The organism is Mycobacterium sp. MOTT36Y (assembly GCF_000262165.1).
Classification (GTDB): domain Bacteria; phylum Actinomycetota; class Actinomycetes; order Mycobacteriales; family Mycobacteriaceae; genus Mycobacterium; species Mycobacterium intracellulare.
Map to the genome: position 1 here is coordinate 2,510,535 of NC_017904.1, position 18,166 is coordinate 2,528,700.

Sequence of the window (18,166 nt, forward strand, 5' to 3'; positions counted from 1 at the left end):
GCGGACGGTTCGGGGCCTAGTGCGGCGGTTCGATCGGCAGCTGCGGGCCGCCGTAGGGGGTCGGAATGGTAAAGCGGCCCTTGGGGGTCGGATCGGTCCGGCGACCCAGGTTGGCCCCCATCGGCGGACCGGCCGTGTCGTCGCCGCCCGGCCGCGGCGCGTTCTTGGCGCCCCGGATCGAGACGGCGGGGTCGTCGTCGCGGCAGTAGGTGTACATGAAGGGCTCGTAGTAGTCGGCGGCCGACGGCGGGTGCGACGGTGTCCCATAATCGCACACGTAGCGGGGGTACAGGTCGGCGATCGCCCACACCCCGTTGTCGTGGAACGCGCTCGTCACTGCGTCCAACACCGACCCACGGTAGTCCGGGAACAGCGCGTTGAGCGCCGGAACCCGCAGATACAGCAGCTGCGATACGGTCGCCATGCTGCCCAGTAGCTGCACCATCGTGTCGGAATTGTCGGCGAACAGATTGTCGACGGCCGACAGGGTGCGCGGCGTCTGCGCAGTCAACCGGCGATAGCCTGCCTGCATCCTGGCCACGCCGGACAGCGTGCGGTTGAGTTCCGTTGCGGCCGCGCCCAAGCCGGAGTTCTCGTCGCTTGCCAGGGTGAGCACGACCCGGCTGGTCTTGATGATGCTGGTGGTCTGGGGCAGCACCGAGTCGAGCGTGGACAGCAGGAAGGTGCCGCCGTCGACGATGGCGGTCAGCTTCGCCGGGCCCTCCTTGCTCAGGCTCAGTTCCTTCTTGATCAATTCGATCTTGTGGGGATCGACCTGGGACAGCAGCCCGTCGGCGTCGCCCAGCAACCGCGCCAGGCTGACGGGAACGGTGGTGTGGTCCAGGGCGATACGGCTGCCGTCGTGCAGATAGGGTCCAGCGTCGGACGCGGCCTCGAAGTTGATGTACTGCTCGCCGGCCGGCGACAGCGCCGAGACGTGCACGACGGCGTTCGCGGGGATCCGCACCTTCGAGGTGATGCTGGCGACGGCGTTCACCCCGTCGTCGGTGATCTGCAGCGACTCCACACGGCCGATGCGCACCCCGCGCAGCGCGACATCCTGATTGGGGAGCAGCCCGCCGGATTCCGGCAACTGCACCGTGACCCGGTAGGACGAGGCGAAGGGCTTCACCCGCAACGCGCCGACGAGCAGGTAGGCGGTGGCGACGACGAGGATCAGCACCAATCCGGCCACCGACAACCAAACCTGTTGCCGGTGGCCCCTGCGTACCACCCGGACAACGAAATTCGCGAGCGTGGCGATGGTGCGGATCATGGGTGGGGTCCCGGCGGCGGCGGTTCGGGCGGCCCCGGTGGCGGGGCGGGCCCGGGCGGGGGACCGGGGGCGACGTCGATTTGGCCCGGGATGGTCGGGTCCGGAATCACCGGAACCTGTGGCGAATCCGGCCCCCGGCCCACCACGCGCTCCTGCAGGCGCCACAGGGTGTACTTCAGCGTGCCGACGAGCAGGTTCACGTTGTAGTGATGGGGGCCGTGCAGCCCGATGTCACCGGGGTATCCGATATCGGGAAGCGACCCGAGCAGAATCTTGTCCACGCTGACGTTCACCGAAATCGAGTTCCCCGCAGTCGATTTGATTAACGGGGGAATCAGTCGATTCACCGACAGCCAGCTGGTGTCGGGGCTCACCGCCACATCGTTGGCGGCCCCGGCGACCGTGTTCAGGTCGCGGATCAGGCTGCGGCCGCTGGTGTCGGTTCCGCCGATCGACGGGAACCTGGCCAGCAGCCGGGAGGTGTCGCCCACCTGCACGGCCAGATTGGAGAGCTGGGCGGTGTTGTCGGCCAGGGCCGATGTGGCGGGACGGGCGGCCGACATCAGGTCGCTGATGGTGTGATTCTTGGCGTCGAGTTGGTCGGCCAGGTGCGACAATTGGGTCAATGCGTTCTTGATCTGATCGGACCGCGAATCCAGCGTCCCGAGCAGCTCGTTGGATTTGCGGATCATGTCCCCGAACGCCTGGCCCTGGTCGCCGGTCGCCTTGCCGAAACCGTTGATGATGTTGGTGAAATTGCGGACCGCCCCGCCGTTGACCAGAATCGCCGCCGAGCTCAGCACCGACTCGACGGTCGCGGCGGCCGCCGTGGAATCGAGGCCGATGGTGTCGCCGTTGCGCAGCAGCGGCGCATCCGTTCCACCGGCGGTCGGTGGCTTCAGGGCGACGAACACGTCGCCCAGCGGTGTCGCGGTGCGCAATTCGGCGGTGCTGCCGCGGGGGAGCTGCACGCCGTCCCTGATCCGCAGCCGGGTCAGTGCGGTGTAGTTGCGCGCGATCATCGATTCGAGCTGCCCGACGTCGGCTCCGGCGAGCTTGACCTTGGCGTTCATCGGGAGGTTGAGCGCGTTGGAGAACACCGCGTTCAGCGAATAGCCGCCCGAACCCAGCCCCGGCGCCGGAAGGGGCAGGCTGGCAAGGCCATTCGTGGCGCATCCGGCGCTCACCATGACCGCGGCCAGCAGCAACGGCATTGTCCGCCCGCGGGTGGTCATCATTTCTGCCCCATGGCGGCCATGCCGTCCAGCACATAGGTCAACCCGAAATCGGGGCCGAAGTCCTGGATGGTCCCGGTGCTGCAGCCCAGTTGCCGAAGACCCATCAGGTTGCAGATCTCCTTGGTGTACTGGCTGTCGAAGATCAAACGGTCCGTGAGGAAGCGGGCCCGCACGGCGCCGTTGGCCCGGTCGATCATGTTGTAGGCGTTGTCGGCCAGCAGCGGGGCCAAATCCAGGAGCTCGGCCAGGTCGCGCCGCTGGTCGGCCACCGTCTTCAGCGTGGTGTTGCCGCTGCCGACGGCCTGCTTGACGTTGTCGCGGTTGGCGTCGAGCAGGTCGCCCGCCCGCTGGATCAGGTGGTCGAGCTTGCGTCCGGTGCTGCCGCTGCCGAGGTCCTCGTCCGCCATGATCTGGCTGACTTGGTGGATGGTGGAGGCGAATTCGCGCAATTTCGTGTCGTTGGCGGCCACGGCGTCGAACAGCGTGCTGATGTTTTTGACGATCGTGGTGATCTGCTCGCGGGTCGTCGTCCCGCCGTCGCTGGACAGGCGCAGCGCCTTGGACAGCTCGCCGAGAGCGGCTTTGATCTTCTCGCCGTTGCCGCTGACCACCGCGGTGCCACCGTTCAGCACGTCGGCGATCGGGCCGCCGCCGTGGCCGTCGCCCTCGAGCGATTTGGTCACCTTGTCCAAAACATTGAGGACGCTGCTGAATTCGACGGGTGTCTTGGTGCGGGGTAACCCGATGGTGTCGTGGTTCTGCAGGGTCGGCCCGTCGTGATAGGGCGGCGTGAGTTCGATCTGCCGGTCGGTGAGGATGGAGGTCGACACCGTCACGGCCTGCGCGTCGGCGGGAATTTTGACGTGGCGGTCGACGGTGAAGTCGACCTCGACGTAGCCGCCCTTGGCGTTGATCTTGGTGACCTTGCCCACCGGCATGCCCAGCACCGCGACCACGTTGCCCTCGTAAAGGCCCGAGGCGCTGTCGAATTGGGCGGTCACCGTGATCGTGTCCTCGTCGGAGCGCAGGTACCACCAACCGGCGACGGCCACCACCGCGATGGCCGCCACGGCGGCGACGACGGCCACCACCTTGACGACGAGCGAGGCGCCGGCGTTGTTCGTGCGGCCCCTCACTTGCAATCCTTGAAGTACTGGATCATGCCGAACTGCTTGGCGCGACCGCTGATCGCGCACATCCACGAGTCGATCAGCGGAACGTTGGGGGCGTTGAAGTTGACCGCGTTGCCCTCGCCCGTGAGGTTGGCCGCCTCGCGGAAGAAGATCGGGCTGATTTGCAGCATGCTGTGCAGCAGGTCGTCGTGCGCGGACATCAAGGCGGTAAAGTCCCGCATGTCTTTGATCAGCGCGTCCAGCCCCGCCCGGTCGTTGACCACGACCTGGCTCATGGTGTCGACGAGACTCGTCAACGACTGCATCATCGCGTGGAAGACGGCGCGCCGCGCGACGAATTGGCCGAGCAGGTCTTGGCCCTGGTTGACCAGATTGCCGATGCCGGCCTGCTGGCGGCGCAGGGTGTTCGTCACCTGCTCGGTGCTGCGCAGTAGCTGGCCCAGCTGGTCACGGCGCACCGCGATGATCGACGACAGCGTGTTGATGTTCGTGATCGCCTGCGGCACAACCGCGGGCAGGCCCTCGAGCTGCTTGCCCAGCACCGCCAGCGATTGGGCGAACCTGTCGGAGTCGACCTGCTCGAACGTGGTGGTCGCGTCCTGCAGCGCGGCTTGCAGGTCGTAGGGCACCTCGGTGTGAGCCAGGTCGAAGGTGTTGTGGGGCAGGTGCGCCGGGCCGCTGGGTTCCAGCGCGAGGTACCGCGACCCCAGGATGGTGGTGACCTTGATCCGGGCGCGGGAGTCCTTGCCCAGCGCGATGTTGTCCCGAACCTTCAGCCCGGCCTCGACGTGGTCGCCGACGAGTTTCATGCTCGTGACGTTGCCCACCGGGATGCCCGCGACCACGATCGGATTACCGGCCCGCAGCGAGGCGGCTTGCAGGAACTCCGCGGTGTAGTGCCGATAGCCGGCGCCGATGGCGTGCAGCAGCAGCATGACGCCGATCACCACCGCCACCACCGCGACCGCGATGAATCCGAGCCACGTCTTGTTGTAGCTTTCCAGCGGGCGCCGCTTCATCCCCGAAAGCCGTTGCCGCACAGTCTTGTCAGCCATCGACGGTGCTCCTGCATCTCGGGGTGTGCCACGCCCTGTTTCCCGGCGTGGCCGCGTTGATGATGATCGGCACGACATCGTTGAGGCCGGGGAAGAACCCCAGGAAGTTCACGTCACACACGTAGGCGTTGCCGTAGGCGCCCTGATTGCCGACCCGGACAAGTCCTTTCAGCAGCAGCGGGATGTTGTCGCCGAAGAACGCCACCTGCGGCTCGACGTCCATGATGTGCCGGGCCACGCCGGGCTTGCGATCGATGAATTCGCGCAGCGCCGGATAGACGTCGGACGCCGAGGTCGACAGGCGGCCGGTCACCCGCGCCAGCGAGCCCACGGAGGCGACCAGGTCGGGGCGCCGCCGGTCGAGCTCGCCGACGACGCTGCGGGTCTCGGTGATGACCCCGTCGAGATCGTCGTTCTGCGCCGCGAGGTTGCCCACCACCTTGTTGAGGTTGGTGATCACGCTGCCCAGCGCCTGATCCCGGCCCGCGAATGTCTCTGTGAGCGTGGACGTCTGGCCGACGAGCGTGGCCAGCGACGAGGTGTCGCCCTGCAACGACTGGATGATGCCCTTGGTGAGGTTGTCGGCGTCGTGCGGGTTCAGCAGGCTGAACAACGGTTCGTAGCCGTTGAGCAACGTGGTGACGTCGAACGACGGCTCGGTGCGTTCCACCGGGATGGTGCTGCCCGGCGCGAGCAGCTCCGGACTCCCTTCCTTGCCCAACGACAGTCCGAGGTAACGCTGGCCGACGATGTTCTGGTAGGTCACCGACGCCAGGGTGTTTCCGAACAACCGCTGTTCTTGCTGCACGACGAACGAGACCTTCGCCAGTTTCCGGTCGAGCTCGACCTTTTCGACGCGGCCGACGCGCACCCCGGCCATGCGGACGTCGTCGCCCTCGCGCAGCCCGTACACGTCGGTGAACACCGCCGAATAACGTGCGGTGTCGCCGGCCACGTCACGGCGCAGGCTCACATACACCAGCCAGGTCAGCGTCAACGAGACGACCATGAACAGCGCCAGTGCGATGAGTGGACCGCGAAACTTCATGGGGCCTCCCCGGACGGGCGGCTCAGCGACACCGTGCTGCCACGGGCGACCGGTCCGAGCAGCAGCTCGGTGGCCGGCGAGGCGGGCGTTCCGGTGATCACGCCCAACAGGTTTCGTTCGTACTGGCTCCCGACGGGTCCCACGTTCCCCCCGAATCGAGAGCCCCCGAAGGCGGACTGCGGAATCCACGGCGCCTTGGGCGCCACCGGGGCGACCCACGGCTGGTGCGGCTGCGGAGTCGCCGGCGCCCCCGGCGACGGGTTGTCGGGATTCGCGCTCCCTGGCACGGGCGGCGACGGCGTGATCCCCGGGGCCAGCGGGGGATTGGGATCGGTCAGATTGGGAGTCGGGTTGATCAGCGGCGGGCCCACCGCGACAAGATTCCCGTCCGGCCCGATCACCGTGCCCGGCGGGGGCGCCAGATCTTTGGGCGGATGATAGTTCTGCGGCAGCAGCACCTCGGGCAGGTCGGGGCGCACCGGAATCAGCGGCGCGGTAAAGCAGCTGGGCCCCTTGAGTTCGCCGTAGTGCGGACAGTCGGCGCGTGTGTAGGTGGAACTGGGCGTGAACGTCAGCATCGCGTGCATGTTGCCCAGGTTCTTCTCCGGGTTCCAGACCTGCTCCATGAACTGGTTGGCCAGGTTGTCCAGCTTGGTCACGGCGGGAACGAAGTTGTTCGACTTTTGCGCCAGCACGCCGAGCACCGGCGTGAAATCGGTGGTGATCCGGATGAGTTGGTCGATGTGGTTGTCGAACGACTGCCGCGTCGTGCCGACCGTGTAGTCCGCACCCGACACCAGCGAAGCCAGCTGCTCGCGCGTCTCGGCGAAAGTCCGCATCGGTTCGACGGCCTGATGCAATGCGTCGAGAAGATCGGGGGCGGTCTGCGCTAGCCCCGTCGTCGCATCCAGCAGGGCGGACACCGTCGACGGGCCGGTATCGGTGCTGACAATCGAATTGAGCTGGTCGAGAAGGCGATTCAATTGCGCGCCGGCATTGAGCAGGCTGACGCGACGGTGGTCGGTGGCCGCACCCAGGGCGGCCAGGATCCCCACCGACCTGTCGTCGCGGCCGCGCCCCCGCGGCGGCCAGCAGGTCGCGCAACTTGCTGACGGTGGTTTGGAACAACACGGTCGGCAGCTGCTTGTCCTCCGGAATATGCGCGCCCTGGCGGATTTTTGCCCCCGGCCCATTACCTACCAACTGCACCGACGACACCGCGAACACATTGCTGGGCACCACGCGCGCGGTCACGGCGGCCGGAATCGCCTGGGCGTATTCGGGTTTGAGGTCGATGTGGACATAGTTGGGTTTGCCATGCGCCGCCGGGACGACGTCGTTGACCATGCCGACAAGCACGCCGTGGTATTTGACGTCCGACTTCTGCGGAAGGCCATCGCCCACGTTGACCAGATCGGCAACCACTCGCACGTAATCGTTCAGCCTGCCAGTGGATTTGACCAACATCATGGCCGTGACCAGGGCGCTGACCACCACCACGGCGATGCCAACGCCGAACAGCTGGCGCTCGGAGGGGCCGCGTCCGTCCAGCTCAAGGGAATTGGGCATCATCCACCGACCTCGCCACGGGCCTACCCGCCGAACCTTGCGCCGGAATCCACACCCCACAGCGCCATGGTGAGCAGCATGTTCACGATGATCACGACCGTGATGCTGGCCCGCATGCCGTGCCCCGCGGCGACCCCGACGCCTTCGGGTCCGCCGCTGGCGTAATAGCCGTAGTAGCACTGGATGGTGGAGGCGATCCACACGAAGATGACGGCCTTGATCAGCGAATAGACGATGTCCTGGCCGGCGAGCATCAGCGTGAAGTAGTGCAGGTAGGACCCGGTCGAACCGCCGCTGCCGATGCCCACCACGACTTGCGTGCTCAAGTAGCCGATAGCCAGGCAGGCGGCATAGAGCGGAATGATCGCCACCACCGAGGCGATCAGCCGGGTGGTCACCAGGTAGGGAATGGGGCGGATCGCGATCGACTCCAACGCGTCGATCTCCTCGGCGATGCGCATGGATCCCAGTTGGGCGGTGAAGCGGCAGCCGCCCTGCATGGCGAAGGCGAGCGACGCCATCAGCGGAGCCAGCTCGCGCGTGTTGACCAACGACGAGACGAACCCGGTGGCGGGCCCCAGACCGAGCAGGTCCAAGAAGTTATACCCCTCGATCCCTACGAGTGCGCCGACCGTCATGCCCAGCACCACCGCCACGCCCGCGGTGCCGCCGCCGACCACGATCGAGCCGTTGCCCCAGGTGATGTTCGACAGCAGCCGCAAGAATTCGCCGCTGTACTGGCGCACGGCGAGCGGCACGGCGACGGCCGCCCGGACGAAGAAGACCAGCAGATGGCCGAGCCGGATGATCGGCACTTTGCCCCTGCGGTAGAGCCGGACCAGCGGCGTCGAAATCGGTGCGAAAGGCTCATACGCCGAGGCCGTCACGTCAGAGCCCCGTCCTGGGCGACAGCATGATGTAGAGCTGGCTGATGGCAACGTTGACGATCATCAGCAGCAGGATCGCCTCGACGACGGCGGCGTTCACCGAGTTCGCGACGCCGGTCGGTCCGCCCTTGGTGGACAAACCTTTTTGGCTTGACACGATGGCCACGATGGCGCCGAACACGATCGCCTTCAGCAGCGCCAGGACCATGTCACCGGTCGTCGCGAACGACGCGAACGTCGACACGAAGCTGCCCGGCGCGCCGTTCTGGAAGTACACGTTGAACATGTAGCTCGCGAAAAATCCGGCGAAGCATACGACGCCGGTCAGCGCCACACCGATCATCACCGCGGCTGCGAAGCGGGGGACTACCAACCGCCGGATCACCGAGACCCCCATCACCTCCATCGCGTCGGTTTCCTCGCGCATGGTGCGCGAACCCAGATCGGCGGTGATCGCCGACCCGACCGCCGATGCCATGAGCACCGCCGCCACCAACGACGCGCCCTGGCGGATGACGGCGAGTCCGCTGGCCGCGCCGGCCAGCGAGGTGGCGCCGACCTGGCCGGCCAGCAGTGCGAACTGGATGGACAGAGTGACGCTGATCGGCAGCGAGACCAGGATCGTCGGCAGCACGGCGGTGCCGGCCATGAACGCGCCCTGCCGGACGAATTCGTGCCATTGGAACCGCCCGGTGATCAGGTCGACGAAGAAATATTGAACGGTGCGCACACCCAGGACGAACTGTTCGCCCACGGTCGTCAGGGAGGCGACCGGATGACGTTTGACGTATCCGACGGACCAGTCCCGGATGGCGACAACGCCGTCAAGCTGTGCCGTCGTCATAGCGGCGCGACCTGCGGTCGGTCTAGCAAACCCATGGCACAGGTCATCGCGTACCAGCTACCGCTGTCATCGGCCCTCTTCCCACCCCTAAGTCCTGAGTGCCGAGCAGAGGCCGTTGGGCGGCCGTTGGACGCTAATTTTATTAAAATAGTGTCAACAAGCGCCAAGTCTCTGCAGTTCATCGGTGTGTGCTGCATCACACTAGCCTATTTGATAGGGACTTTCAATAGTGTAGAGTCCCTCATCTGAGTTCGTCGCTGGACGCACCGCGGGGTTGTTTTGTCGGATTGACGAAGGTGATGGCATGCCCTCAGCAAACACCGGTTCGTTGCGGGACCGACGCCGTGCTGAGCTGCTGTCCCAGATCCAGCAGACCGCGCACCAGCTCTTCGCCGAGCGGGGCTTCGAGGCGGTGACGACCGAGGACATCGCGTCGGCCGCCGGGATCTCCATCAGCACCTATTTCCGGTACGCGCCCACCAAGGAGGGCCTGCTGGTCGACCCCGTCCGGGATGCGGCCGCCGAGATCGTGGGTTCCTACAGTGCGAGACCGCAACACGAGTCGCCCGTCGAGGCGCTGATCCAACTGTTCGTCACGCACGCCAGGGACGTCAGCAACGTTGACAACCTGGACACCTGGCGCCTCGCCGTGGCCACCGCGCCGCACCTGTTGAGTAAATCCGTGCTGATCAGCGAAACCGACCACGGCAACCTGATCCAGCAGGTCGCTCACCGGATGGGTGTCGATGCGATGGCCGACATTCGACCCGCATTGTTGGTCCACACCAGTTTGGCCACAGTCCAATTCGTCCTCGACGGATGGCTGACCTCCGATGTCGGCGAAAGTCCGCCTTTTCACCAGCAATTGGAGCAAGCGCTGCGGCTCACCCTCGCCGGATTCGACTGAACCATGCAGTGCTGAACGAAACCGCCGTGACTTTGCCGACCGGCGCGTGAAACAATCGCTGGCCGTGAAGACCTTCGAGGATCTGTTCGCCGAACTGGGCGAGCGTGCCCGCACCAGGCCGGCCGGCAGCGCGACGGTCGCCGCGCTCGACGGCGGCATCCACGGGCTGGGCAAGAAGATCCTCGAGGAAGCCGGCGAGGTGTGGCTGGCCGCCGAACACGAACCCGACGACGCGCTGGCCGAGGAGATCAGCCAGTTGCTCTACTGGACACAGGTGCTGATGGTCGCCCGCGGGCTGTCCCTCGACGACGTGTATCGGAAGCTGTGACCATGCTGCGGGTTGCGGTTCCCAACAAGGGCACGCTGAGCGAGCCGGCCACCGAGATCTTGGCGGAGGCCGGCTACCGGCGCCGCACCGACTCCAAGGATCTGACCGTCATCGACCCGGCCAATCAGGTCGAGTTCTTCTTCCTGCGGCCCAAAGACATTGCCATCTACGTGGGTTCGGGCGAGCTGGATTTCGGCATCACCGGCCGCGATCTGGTGGGCGATTCCGACGCCCCGGTGCGGGAACGCCTGGCGCTGGGATTCGGTTCGTCGAGCTTCCGCTACGCCGCCCCGGCCGGGCGCGACTGGAAGATCGCCGATCTGGCCGGCAAGCGGGTCGCTACGGCGTATCCCAACCTGGTCCGAAAAGACTTGGCGGGCCGGGGTATTGAGGCGACCGTCATCAGACTCGACGGCGCGGTGGAGATCTCGGTGCAACTCGGCGTCGCCGACGCCATCGCCGACGTGGTCGGGTCCGGTCGCACCCTGAGCCTGCACAACCTGGTGGCCTTCGGTGATCCGCTGTGCGATTCGGAAGCCGTGCTGATCGAGAGCGACCAGGCCAGCCGCTCCGGGACGCAGGCCGCGCGCGATCAGCTGGTGGCGCGCATCCAGGGTGTGGTGTTCGGCCAGCAGTATCTGATGCTCGATTACGACTGCCCCCGCTCGGTGCTGGACAAGGCCACCGCGATCACCCCGGGGCTGGAGTCGCCCACGATTGCGCCCCTGGCCGATCCGGATTGGGTTGCCATCCGGGCGCTCGTCCCGCGCCGGGGAGTGAACGAAATCATGGATGAGCTGGCCGTCATCGGCGCCAAGGCGATCCTGGCGTCCGATATCAGGTTTTGCCGGTTCTGATTGCACACGCGGTGCGACCGCCGCGGCTGTGTTAGCGTCCGCCTCGGGGGACTGCCCGGGTTGGCGTAGGGGCCGTCCCTGAAAAGGTCGCCGGCTGATTCGTCCTCCAGGAGGTCTTCGTGACTCACGCGCTTGTTGTGTTGCTGGCTTTGTTGATTGGTGTCGTTGCCGGGTTGCGTTCGCTGACGGCGCCCGCGGTGGTCGCCTGGGCCGCCGCCCCCGCCCTCCTGGGGTGGATCGACCTGCACGGCACGTGGGCGTCCTGGATGGCCAGCATCGTCGCGGTGGTCGTCTTCACGGTCCTCGCCGTCGGCGAATTGATCAACGACAAGCTGCCCAAGACCCCGCCGCGCACGGCGGCACCGATCTTCGCGGGCCGCATCGTGATGGGTGGCCTCGCGGGCGCGGCGCTGGGCGCCTGGCCGCACTGGACCTTTACCGCGCTCGGCGCCGGCGTCATCGGCGCGGTGCTGGGCACCCTCGGCGGCTACCAGGCGCGCAAGCGGCTGGCCGCCGCGGCGGGCCGGGACCTGCCCATCGCGCTGCTCGAGGACGCGGTCGCGATCGTCGGGGGACTCGTCATCGTGGCCGTGACGGGCCACGTGCTGACGGAGTACCTGCTGACGGCGGTTAAGTGACAGAACATTTCGACGCGATCATCGTCGGTGCGGGCCAGGCGGGCCCGCCGTTGGCGGGGCGGCTGACGGCGGCCGGGCAGCGCGTCGCGATCGTCGAACGCAAACTGATTGGCGGCACCTGCGTCAACACCGGGTGCATCCCTACCAAGACGCTGGTGGCCTCCGCCCATGCCGCGCACCTGGCGCGGCGCGGCGCCGACTACGGCGTCGGCACCGGCGAGATCAGCGTGGACATGGCGAAAGTCAAGGCCCGCAAGGACGAGATCATGCTCGACGACCGCAAGGGTGTCGAAGACTGGCTCGAGGGCATGGACGGCTGCACCGTCGTCCGCGGGCACGCGGTATTCACCGATCCGCACACCGTGCGGGTCGGTGACGACCTGCTGCACGCCGACCGCATCTTCCTCAACGTCGGCGGCCGCGCCGTGGTGCCCGACGTTCCGGGGCTGGACGAGGTCGACTTCCTCACCAACGCGTCGATCCTCGAACTTGATGAACTGCCAACACATCTCGTCATCGTGGGAGGCAGCTACATCGCGCTGGAGTTCGCCCAGATGTACCGGCGCTTCGGGGCGCGGGTGACGGTGGTGGAGCGGGGTCCGCGGCTGGCGTCGCGCGAAGACGAGGATGTCTCGGCCACCATCGAAGACATCTTGCGGGCCGAGGACATCGACATCGTCGTCGACGCCGACGACGTGCGGGTCACCAAGACCGACAACGGGTTTGAACTCACCCCGCGCGACGGCGCCACGCCCATCCGGGGGAGTCATCTGCTGCTGGCGGTGGGCCGGCGCCCCAACACCGACGACCTGGGCCTGGCGGCCGCCGGTGTGCGGACCGACGCCCGCGGCTACATCGTCGTCGACGACCAGCTCAAGACCAGCGTCGAGCACATCTGGGCGATGGGCGACTGTAACGGCAAGGGCGCGTTCACCCACACGTCCTACAACGACTTCGAGATCGTCGCCGCCAATCTGCTCGATGACGACCCGCGGCGGGTGAGCGACCGCATCACCACTTACGCGCTCTACATCGATCCGCCGCTGGGGCGCGCCGGCCTGACCGTCGAGCAGGTCCGCGCGTCGGGGCGCAAGGCGCTCGTCGGAAAGCGGCCGATGACCAGAGTCGGCCGTGCGGTGGAAAAGGGTGAGACACAAGGCTTCATGAAAGTCGTGGTCGACGCCGAAACTAAGGAGATCCTGGGGGCCGCCGTCTTCGGGGTCGGCGGCGACGAGGCCATTCACTGCATCCTGGACGTCATGTCGGCCAAGGCACCGTACACCACGCTCTCCCGCACCATGCACATCCATCCCACGGTCAGCGAGCTCATTCCGACGGTGCTCCAGGAGATGTCACCGCTGGACTAGGCGCTACGCCGCCGGCTCGCTCGAGCGCGAATCGCTTTGCGCGTCAAACGATTCCGGCCAGCCCGGGTAGGGCGGCGGTGTCCCACCGAAAAGGGGGCAGTGCTGCTGGTGGGGGCACCAGTCGCACAATCGCGACTGGGTGGGACGGAAATCGCCCGTCTGACCGGCGGATTGGATGGCGCGCCAGATCGCGATCAGGGTCTTCTCGAAGCGCAGCAGCTCGTCGTGATCCGGCGAATAGTCCAGGACCTGGCCGTCGGCCAGGTAGATCAGCCGCAGCCGGGTGGGCGGCACGCCGCGAGAACGCAGCAGGGCCACCGCGTAGAACTTCATCTGGAACATGGCCTTGAACTCGGCCAGGGCCCGCGCTTCCGGCGGCGCCTTGCCGGTCTTGTAGTCGACCACCCGGAGCTCGCCGGTGGCGGCGACGTCGATGCGGTCGATGAATCCACGCAGCAGCGTGCCGTCGGCGAGTTCGACCTCCACGCGTTCTTCGCAGCATTGCGGGTCGAAACGCGTCGGGTCCTCGAGGCGGTAGTAGCCGGCAAGCAACGCCTGGGCCTCGGCCAGCAGCTGGGAGCGCTGGGCGGGGTCCAATCCCGCGGTCATCTCCGGCGTCGCGGCCATCACCTGCTCCCACGCGGGCTGCACCAGCGAAAGGGCAGTGTCGGGGCCGCGCTGCGCGGCGGGGAGCTCGTAAAGCTGCTGCAGGGCGGCGTGAACCAGGGACCCGCGCAGCTGCGCCGGCGACGGCGCCTCGGGCAGGCGGTCGATGGCCCGGAAGCGGTACAGCAGTGGGCATTGCTTGAAGTCCGCCGCCCGCGACGGTGACAGCGCCGGGCGGGACACCTGCCTCGCCGGGCCCGTCACCGACTGCGGCGCCTCCGGCTGGACGATCATGTCGAAAGCCTATGACCGGGCTCCGACAACCCCCAAGCACCCGTGCGGGCGAGTCGGCTGGCACGCTAGACCGCGTGTCCGTAACCGGCCCGTTCACCGTGGGCGAGCGTGTGCAGCTCACCGACGCCAAGGGCCGGCATTACACGATGGTGCTCGCCGAGGGCGCCGAGTTCCACACCCATCGCGGGTCGATCCCGCACGACGCGGTCATCGGGCTCGAGCAGGGCAGCGTGATCAAGTCCAGTAACGGCGCCGCGTACCTGGTGCTGCGGCCGCTGTTGATCGACTACGTGATGTCGATGCCCCGCGGCCCGCAGGTGATCTACCCGAAGGACGCGGCACAGATCGTTCACGAGGGCGACATCTTCCCCGGCGCCCGGGTGCTCGAGGCCGGGGCCGGTTCGGGCGCGCTGACCTGTTCGCTGCTGCGCGCCGTGGGGCCCGGCGGGCGGGTGGTCTCCTACGAGCAGCGCGCCGACCATGCCGAGCACGCCCAACGCAATGTGTCGGTGTTCGCCGGCGGCGAGGCGCCGGACAACTGGGATTTGATCGTCAGCAATGTGGCCGACTCCGAGCTGCCTGATGGATCCTTCGATCGCGCCGTGCTCGACATGCTCGCGCCGTGGGAGGTGCTGGAGTCGGTCGCGCGGCTGCTCATCCCCGGCGGTGTGCTGATGATCTATGTGGCCACCGTCACCCAACTGTCGCGCGCCGTCGAGGCCCTGCGGGCTCTGCAGTGCTGGACCGAGCCGCGGTCGTGGGAGACGTTGCAACGCGGGTGGAATGTCGTCGGGCTCGCGGTGCGCCCGCAGCATTCGATGCGCGGGCACACGGCCTTCCTGATCTTCACGCGACGGCTCGCCCCGGGGGTGGTTGCGCCCGCGCCGCTGGGCCGCAAGCGCGAAGGCCGCGACGGTTAGTGGCGATCGCAAGCGCGGCGTTGCCGGGCGCAGCGGGTCGCCATCGTCGGCTTAGTGGCGATCGCAAGCGCGGCGTTGCCGGGCGCGGCGGGTCGCCACCGTCGGCTTAGTGGCGGTCGCAAGCGCGGCGTCGCCGTCGACTAGGCCAGATCTTCGGGGCGCACCAGCGAGCGTCGCACCGACAGCAGCTCGAACTCGGGATGCGCGGCCACCAGCCGCTCGGCCGCGTCCAGCACGTCGACCGCGTGGCCGCGGTCACCCGAAACCAGGGCGACCCCGATGCCGGCCCGTCGATACAACTCGTGCGAACCCGTCTCGGCCGCCGAGACGCTGAACTTGCGCTGCAGTTCGGCGACGACGGGACGGACGACCGATCGCTTCTGCTTGAGCGAGCGAACGTCGCCCAGCAACACGTCGAACTCGAGCCAGCCGATCCACATCCGGCGCGTCAGCCCGGCGGGTTTTGGGACGGACCGGGTTCGGGAGCCGGCGGGGGAGGCGGCGGTGCGGGTTCGGGTGGGCTCGCGGGGGCGCCGGAGGACGGGGCCGCCGGCGACTTGCCCATGGCCAACAGCGTTTCGGCGGTGTGCCGGGAAAGCTGCCAACCGCCTTGGAAGGGAGCGAATTCCATCGGGAAGGTGAAGTTCGCGTTGTCGGCCTGGGCGGTGTGGACGGCGACGCTGGCCTTCACATTGGACGGGTTCTTGTCCGACCACGCGATGTCGGTCGCGGCGAAGGTCATCGGCAGGTAGCCGTTGTCCCGCAACGCGTTGGTGAACTTGTCCAACGTGGCCGCGCTCTCCGGGGTGGCGCCCTCCACCAGACTCACCTTGGCGTCGCCGGGGACGTTCGGATCGGCCAGGCGGGCCAGGACATCGGTGAGGGCTTCGGGCGGTGGCAGGGGAGCCGTGGCGGGCGCAGCAACTTGGCTGGAAGTGGCCGGTGGCAGCGACGAGACGGTCGACGACTCGCTTGCGGGGTGCTTCGACGAACACGCCGCAAGACCGACCACCGCCAGGGCGATGGCGGTGCTGAGCGCTACGGACAGTGGTCGATGCATCCAGTGGGTCGGCCGGCTAAACGGCTCTGGCCGCTTCGGGTGGGAGCGATGTCGCTAAGGTCGGGCCGATGGGTGCAACTGAAGTCACACCGGCGGTGACTGCGACGCGAGCCGAGCCGGTGGCGAGGCTTTTTGCGGTCACTGTGCCACCTCCCGAGGCCGTTTCGATCATCACGATTAGTGGCCGAGATTACCAGCGTGACGAAAATCTTAACTTTTCGTGGGTATTTGACTACGCACATCAATCGTCAATCGCCGGTAGCTTTGAAGTATCCGCCGCGCCAATTCGGTGTGGGAAAGGAGCGCAAGATGGGTAGCTCAGAGCGTTCTGAAGCTTTCGGAACCCCCCACGAATCAGACATGTCCAGCGGCGACGAGGCCGAGTTGGAGCAGCTACGCCGCGAGGCGGCGATGTTGCGCGAGCAGCTCGAGCACACGGTCGGTGCGCAAGGCGGCGCCCGCTCTGCCCGCGACGTGCATCAGCTCGAAGCGCGCATCGACTCCCTCGCGTCCCGTAACTCGAAGTTGATGGAGACCCTCAAAGAGGCCCGCCAGCAACTGCTGGCGTTGCGGGAGGAAGTCGACCGGTTGGGGCAGCCGCCCAGCGGCTACGGCGTACTGCTCGGCACGCACGAGGACGACACCGTCGACGTGTTCACGTCCGGCCGCAAGATGCGCCTGACGTGCTCGCCGAACATCGAAGTCGCGTTGCTGCGTAAGGGCCAGACCGTTCGCCTCAACGAGGCGCTGACGGTCGTGGAAGCGGGCACCTTCGAGTCGGTCGGCGAGATCTCCACACTGCGTGAGCTCTTGGCCGACGGGCACCGGGCGCTCGTGGTCGGGCACGCCGACGAGGAACGCATCGTCTGGCTCGCCGAGCCGCTGGTCGCCGAGAACCTGCCGGACGGTCATCCCGACGCCCTCAACGACGACACCCGGCCCCGCAAGCTGCGGCCCGGCGACTCGCTGCTGGTCGACACCAAGGCCGGCTACGCGTTCGAGCGCATCCCCAAGGCCGAGGTCGAGGACCTGGTGCTGGAAGAGGTGCCCGACGTCAGCTACCTGGACATCGGCGGCCTGACCCGCCAGATCGAGCAGATCCGCGACGCCGTGGAGCTGCCCTTCCTGCACAAGGAGCTCTACCGGGAGTACGCGCTGCGTCCGCCCAAAGGTGTGCTGCTCTACGGTCCGCCCGGCTGCGGTAAGACGCTGATCGCCAAGGCGGTGGCGAACTCGTTGGCCAAGAAGATGGCCGAGGTCCGCGGCGACGACGCGCGCGAGGCCAAGTCGTACTTCCTCAACATCAAGGGCCCCGAGCTGCTGAACAAGTTCGTCGGCGAGACCGAGCGCCACATCCGGCTGATCTTTCAGCGCGCCCGCGAGAAGGCGTCGGAAGGCACCCCGGTGATCGTGTTCTTCGACGAGATGGACTCGATCTTCCGCACCCGTGGCACGGGGGTGTCCTCGGACGTCGAGACGACCGTGGTCCCGCAGCTGCTCAGCGAGATCGATGGCGTCGAGGGCCTGGAGAACGTCATCGTGATCGGCGCGTCCAACCGCGAGGACATGATCGACCCCGCGATCCTGCGGCCGGGCCGGCTCGACGTCAAGATCAAGATCGAGCGCCCGGATGCCGAAGCGGCGCAAGACATCTTCTCGAAGTACCTGACCGAGGAGCTGCCGCTGCACGCCGACGACCTCGCCGAGTTCGGCGGCGACCGCACGGCCTGCATCAAGGCGATGATCGAGAAGGTCGTCGAGCGGATGTACGCCGAGATCGACGACAACCGGTTCCTGGAGGTCACCTACGCCAACGGTGACAAGGAAGTCATGTACTTCAAGGACTTCAACTCCGGGGCGATGATCCAGAACGTCGTCGACCGGGCGAAGAAGAACGCGATCAAGTCGGTGCTGGAAACCGGTCAACCGGGCCTGCGCATCCAGCATCTGCTCGACTCGATCGTCGACGAGTTCGCCGAGAACGAGGACCTGCCCAACACCACCAACCCCGATGACTGGGCGCGGATTTCGGGCAAGAAGGGCGAGCGGATCGTCTACATCCGCACGCTGGTCACCGGCAAGAGCTCGAGCGCGTCGCGGGCCATCGACACCGAGTCGAACCTGGGTCAGTACCTCTAG

Annotated in this window: 17 protein-coding genes and 1 pseudogene; 7 read left to right on the forward strand and 11 right to left on the reverse strand. The window is 67.0% G+C overall.

Features of this window, described 5'->3' with window-relative positions:
* Positions 1-16: 16 nt before the first annotated feature.
* The 8 genes and pseudogenes from W7S_RS11495 to W7S_RS11530 form a co-directional block, all read right to left on the reverse strand.
* A complete protein-coding gene (locus W7S_RS11495) occupies positions 17-1,276 on the reverse strand; it encodes an MlaD family protein (RefSeq protein ID WP_014711534.1) in 1,260 nt (419 codons plus the stop codon).
* A complete protein-coding gene (locus W7S_RS11500; RefSeq protein WP_041297830.1) occupies positions 1,273-2,514 on the reverse strand; it encodes an MlaD family protein in 1,242 nt (413 codons plus the stop codon). The genes W7S_RS11495 and W7S_RS11500 overlap by 4 nt, the downstream gene beginning before the upstream one ends.
* The gene (locus W7S_RS11505; RefSeq protein WP_008256270.1) at positions 2,511-3,650 is read right to left on the reverse strand and encodes an MCE family protein; all 1,140 of its coding nucleotides are present in this window, start codon (positions 3,648-3,650) and stop codon (positions 2,511-2,513) included. The genes W7S_RS11500 and W7S_RS11505 overlap by 4 nt, the downstream gene beginning before the upstream one ends.
* Positions 3,647-4,702, reverse strand: a complete 1,056-nt coding sequence (locus W7S_RS11510; protein WP_008256271.1) for an MCE family protein — start codon at positions 4,700-4,702, stop codon at positions 3,647-3,649. The genes W7S_RS11505 and W7S_RS11510 overlap by 4 nt, the downstream gene beginning before the upstream one ends.
* On the reverse strand, positions 4,695-5,750 hold the full coding sequence (locus W7S_RS11515; RefSeq protein WP_008256272.1) for an MlaD family protein: 1,056 nt from the start codon (positions 5,748-5,750) through the stop codon (positions 4,695-4,697). Before W7S_RS11515 ends, W7S_RS11510 begins: the two co-directional genes overlap by 8 nt.
* A pseudogene (locus W7S_RS11520) lies at positions 5,747-7,319 on the reverse strand (MCE family protein). The gene W7S_RS11515 and the pseudogene W7S_RS11520 overlap by 4 nt, the downstream one beginning before the upstream one ends.
* A 23-nt stretch (positions 7,320-7,342) precedes the next feature.
* On the reverse strand, positions 7,343-8,206 hold the full coding sequence (locus W7S_RS11525; RefSeq protein ID WP_014711536.1) for an ABC transporter permease: 864 nt from the start codon (positions 8,204-8,206) through the stop codon (positions 7,343-7,345).
* 1 nt (position 8,207) lies between these two features.
* Complete coding sequence (locus tag W7S_RS11530; RefSeq protein ID WP_008256279.1) at positions 8,208-9,050, reverse strand: ABC transporter permease; 843 nt, start codon at positions 9,048-9,050, stop codon at positions 8,208-8,210.
* A gap of 304 nt (positions 9,051-9,354) precedes the next feature.
* Here W7S_RS11530 and W7S_RS11535 point away from each other — a divergent pair, with 304 nt between their 5' ends.
* From W7S_RS11535 to W7S_RS11555, 5 genes are all read left to right on the forward strand, one after another.
* Positions 9,355-9,957 (forward strand): TetR/AcrR family transcriptional regulator, encoded by a 603-nt coding sequence (locus W7S_RS11535; RefSeq protein ID WP_014711537.1) that lies wholly within the window; start codon positions 9,355-9,357, stop codon positions 9,955-9,957.
* A 46-nt stretch (positions 9,958-10,003) separates the two neighbouring features.
* On the forward strand, positions 10,004-10,285 hold the full coding sequence (locus W7S_RS11540) for a phosphoribosyl-ATP diphosphatase (protein ID WP_009953388.1): 282 nt from the start codon (positions 10,004-10,006) through the stop codon (positions 10,283-10,285).
* 2 nt (positions 10,286-10,287) lie between these two features.
* Positions 10,288-11,142, forward strand: a complete 855-nt coding sequence (gene hisG, locus W7S_RS11545; protein WP_008256290.1) for an ATP phosphoribosyltransferase — start codon at positions 10,288-10,290, stop codon at positions 11,140-11,142.
* Positions 11,143-11,261: 119 nt separating this feature from the next.
* Positions 11,262-11,780 carry a membrane protein gene (locus W7S_RS11550; protein ID WP_026071592.1) on the forward strand — a complete coding sequence of 173 codons (519 nt, stop codon included), beginning with the start codon at positions 11,262-11,264 and terminating at the stop codon, positions 11,778-11,780.
* Positions 11,777-13,147, forward strand: coding sequence for an FAD-containing oxidoreductase (locus W7S_RS11555; protein ID WP_014711538.1), 1,371 nt, complete (start codon positions 11,777-11,779; stop codon positions 13,145-13,147). The genes W7S_RS11550 and W7S_RS11555 overlap by 4 nt, the downstream gene beginning before the upstream one ends.
* A 3-nt stretch (positions 13,148-13,150) precedes the next feature.
* Here the strand turns inward: W7S_RS11555 and W7S_RS11560 are convergent, their stop codons facing one another.
* Entirely contained in the window at positions 13,151-14,047 is an 897-nt protein-coding gene (locus tag W7S_RS11560) for a RecB family exonuclease (RefSeq protein WP_014711539.1), read from the reverse strand.
* 74 nt (positions 14,048-14,121) lie between these two features.
* Here W7S_RS11560 and trmI point away from each other — a divergent pair, with 74 nt between their 5' ends.
* Positions 14,122-14,967, forward strand: coding sequence for a tRNA (adenine(58)-N(1))-methyltransferase TrmI (trmI, locus tag W7S_RS11565; protein WP_014711540.1), 846 nt, complete (start codon positions 14,122-14,124; stop codon positions 14,965-14,967).
* A 140-nt stretch (positions 14,968-15,107) separates the two neighbouring features.
* Here the strand turns inward: trmI and W7S_RS11570 are convergent, their stop codons facing one another.
* Both W7S_RS11570 and W7S_RS11575 read right to left on the reverse strand, forming a co-directional pair.
* A complete protein-coding gene (locus W7S_RS11570) occupies positions 15,108-15,407 on the reverse strand; it encodes a DUF503 domain-containing protein (protein WP_008256301.1) in 300 nt (99 codons plus the stop codon).
* Between the two features lie 8 nt (positions 15,408-15,415).
* Entirely contained in the window at positions 15,416-16,027 is a 612-nt protein-coding gene (locus tag W7S_RS11575; protein ID WP_014711541.1) for a hypothetical protein, read from the reverse strand.
* 309 nt (positions 16,028-16,336) lie between these two features.
* Here W7S_RS11575 and arc point away from each other — a divergent pair, with 309 nt between their 5' ends.
* Positions 16,337-18,166, forward strand: a complete 1,830-nt coding sequence (gene arc / locus W7S_RS11580; protein WP_008256304.1) for a proteasome ATPase — start codon at positions 16,337-16,339, stop codon at positions 18,164-18,166.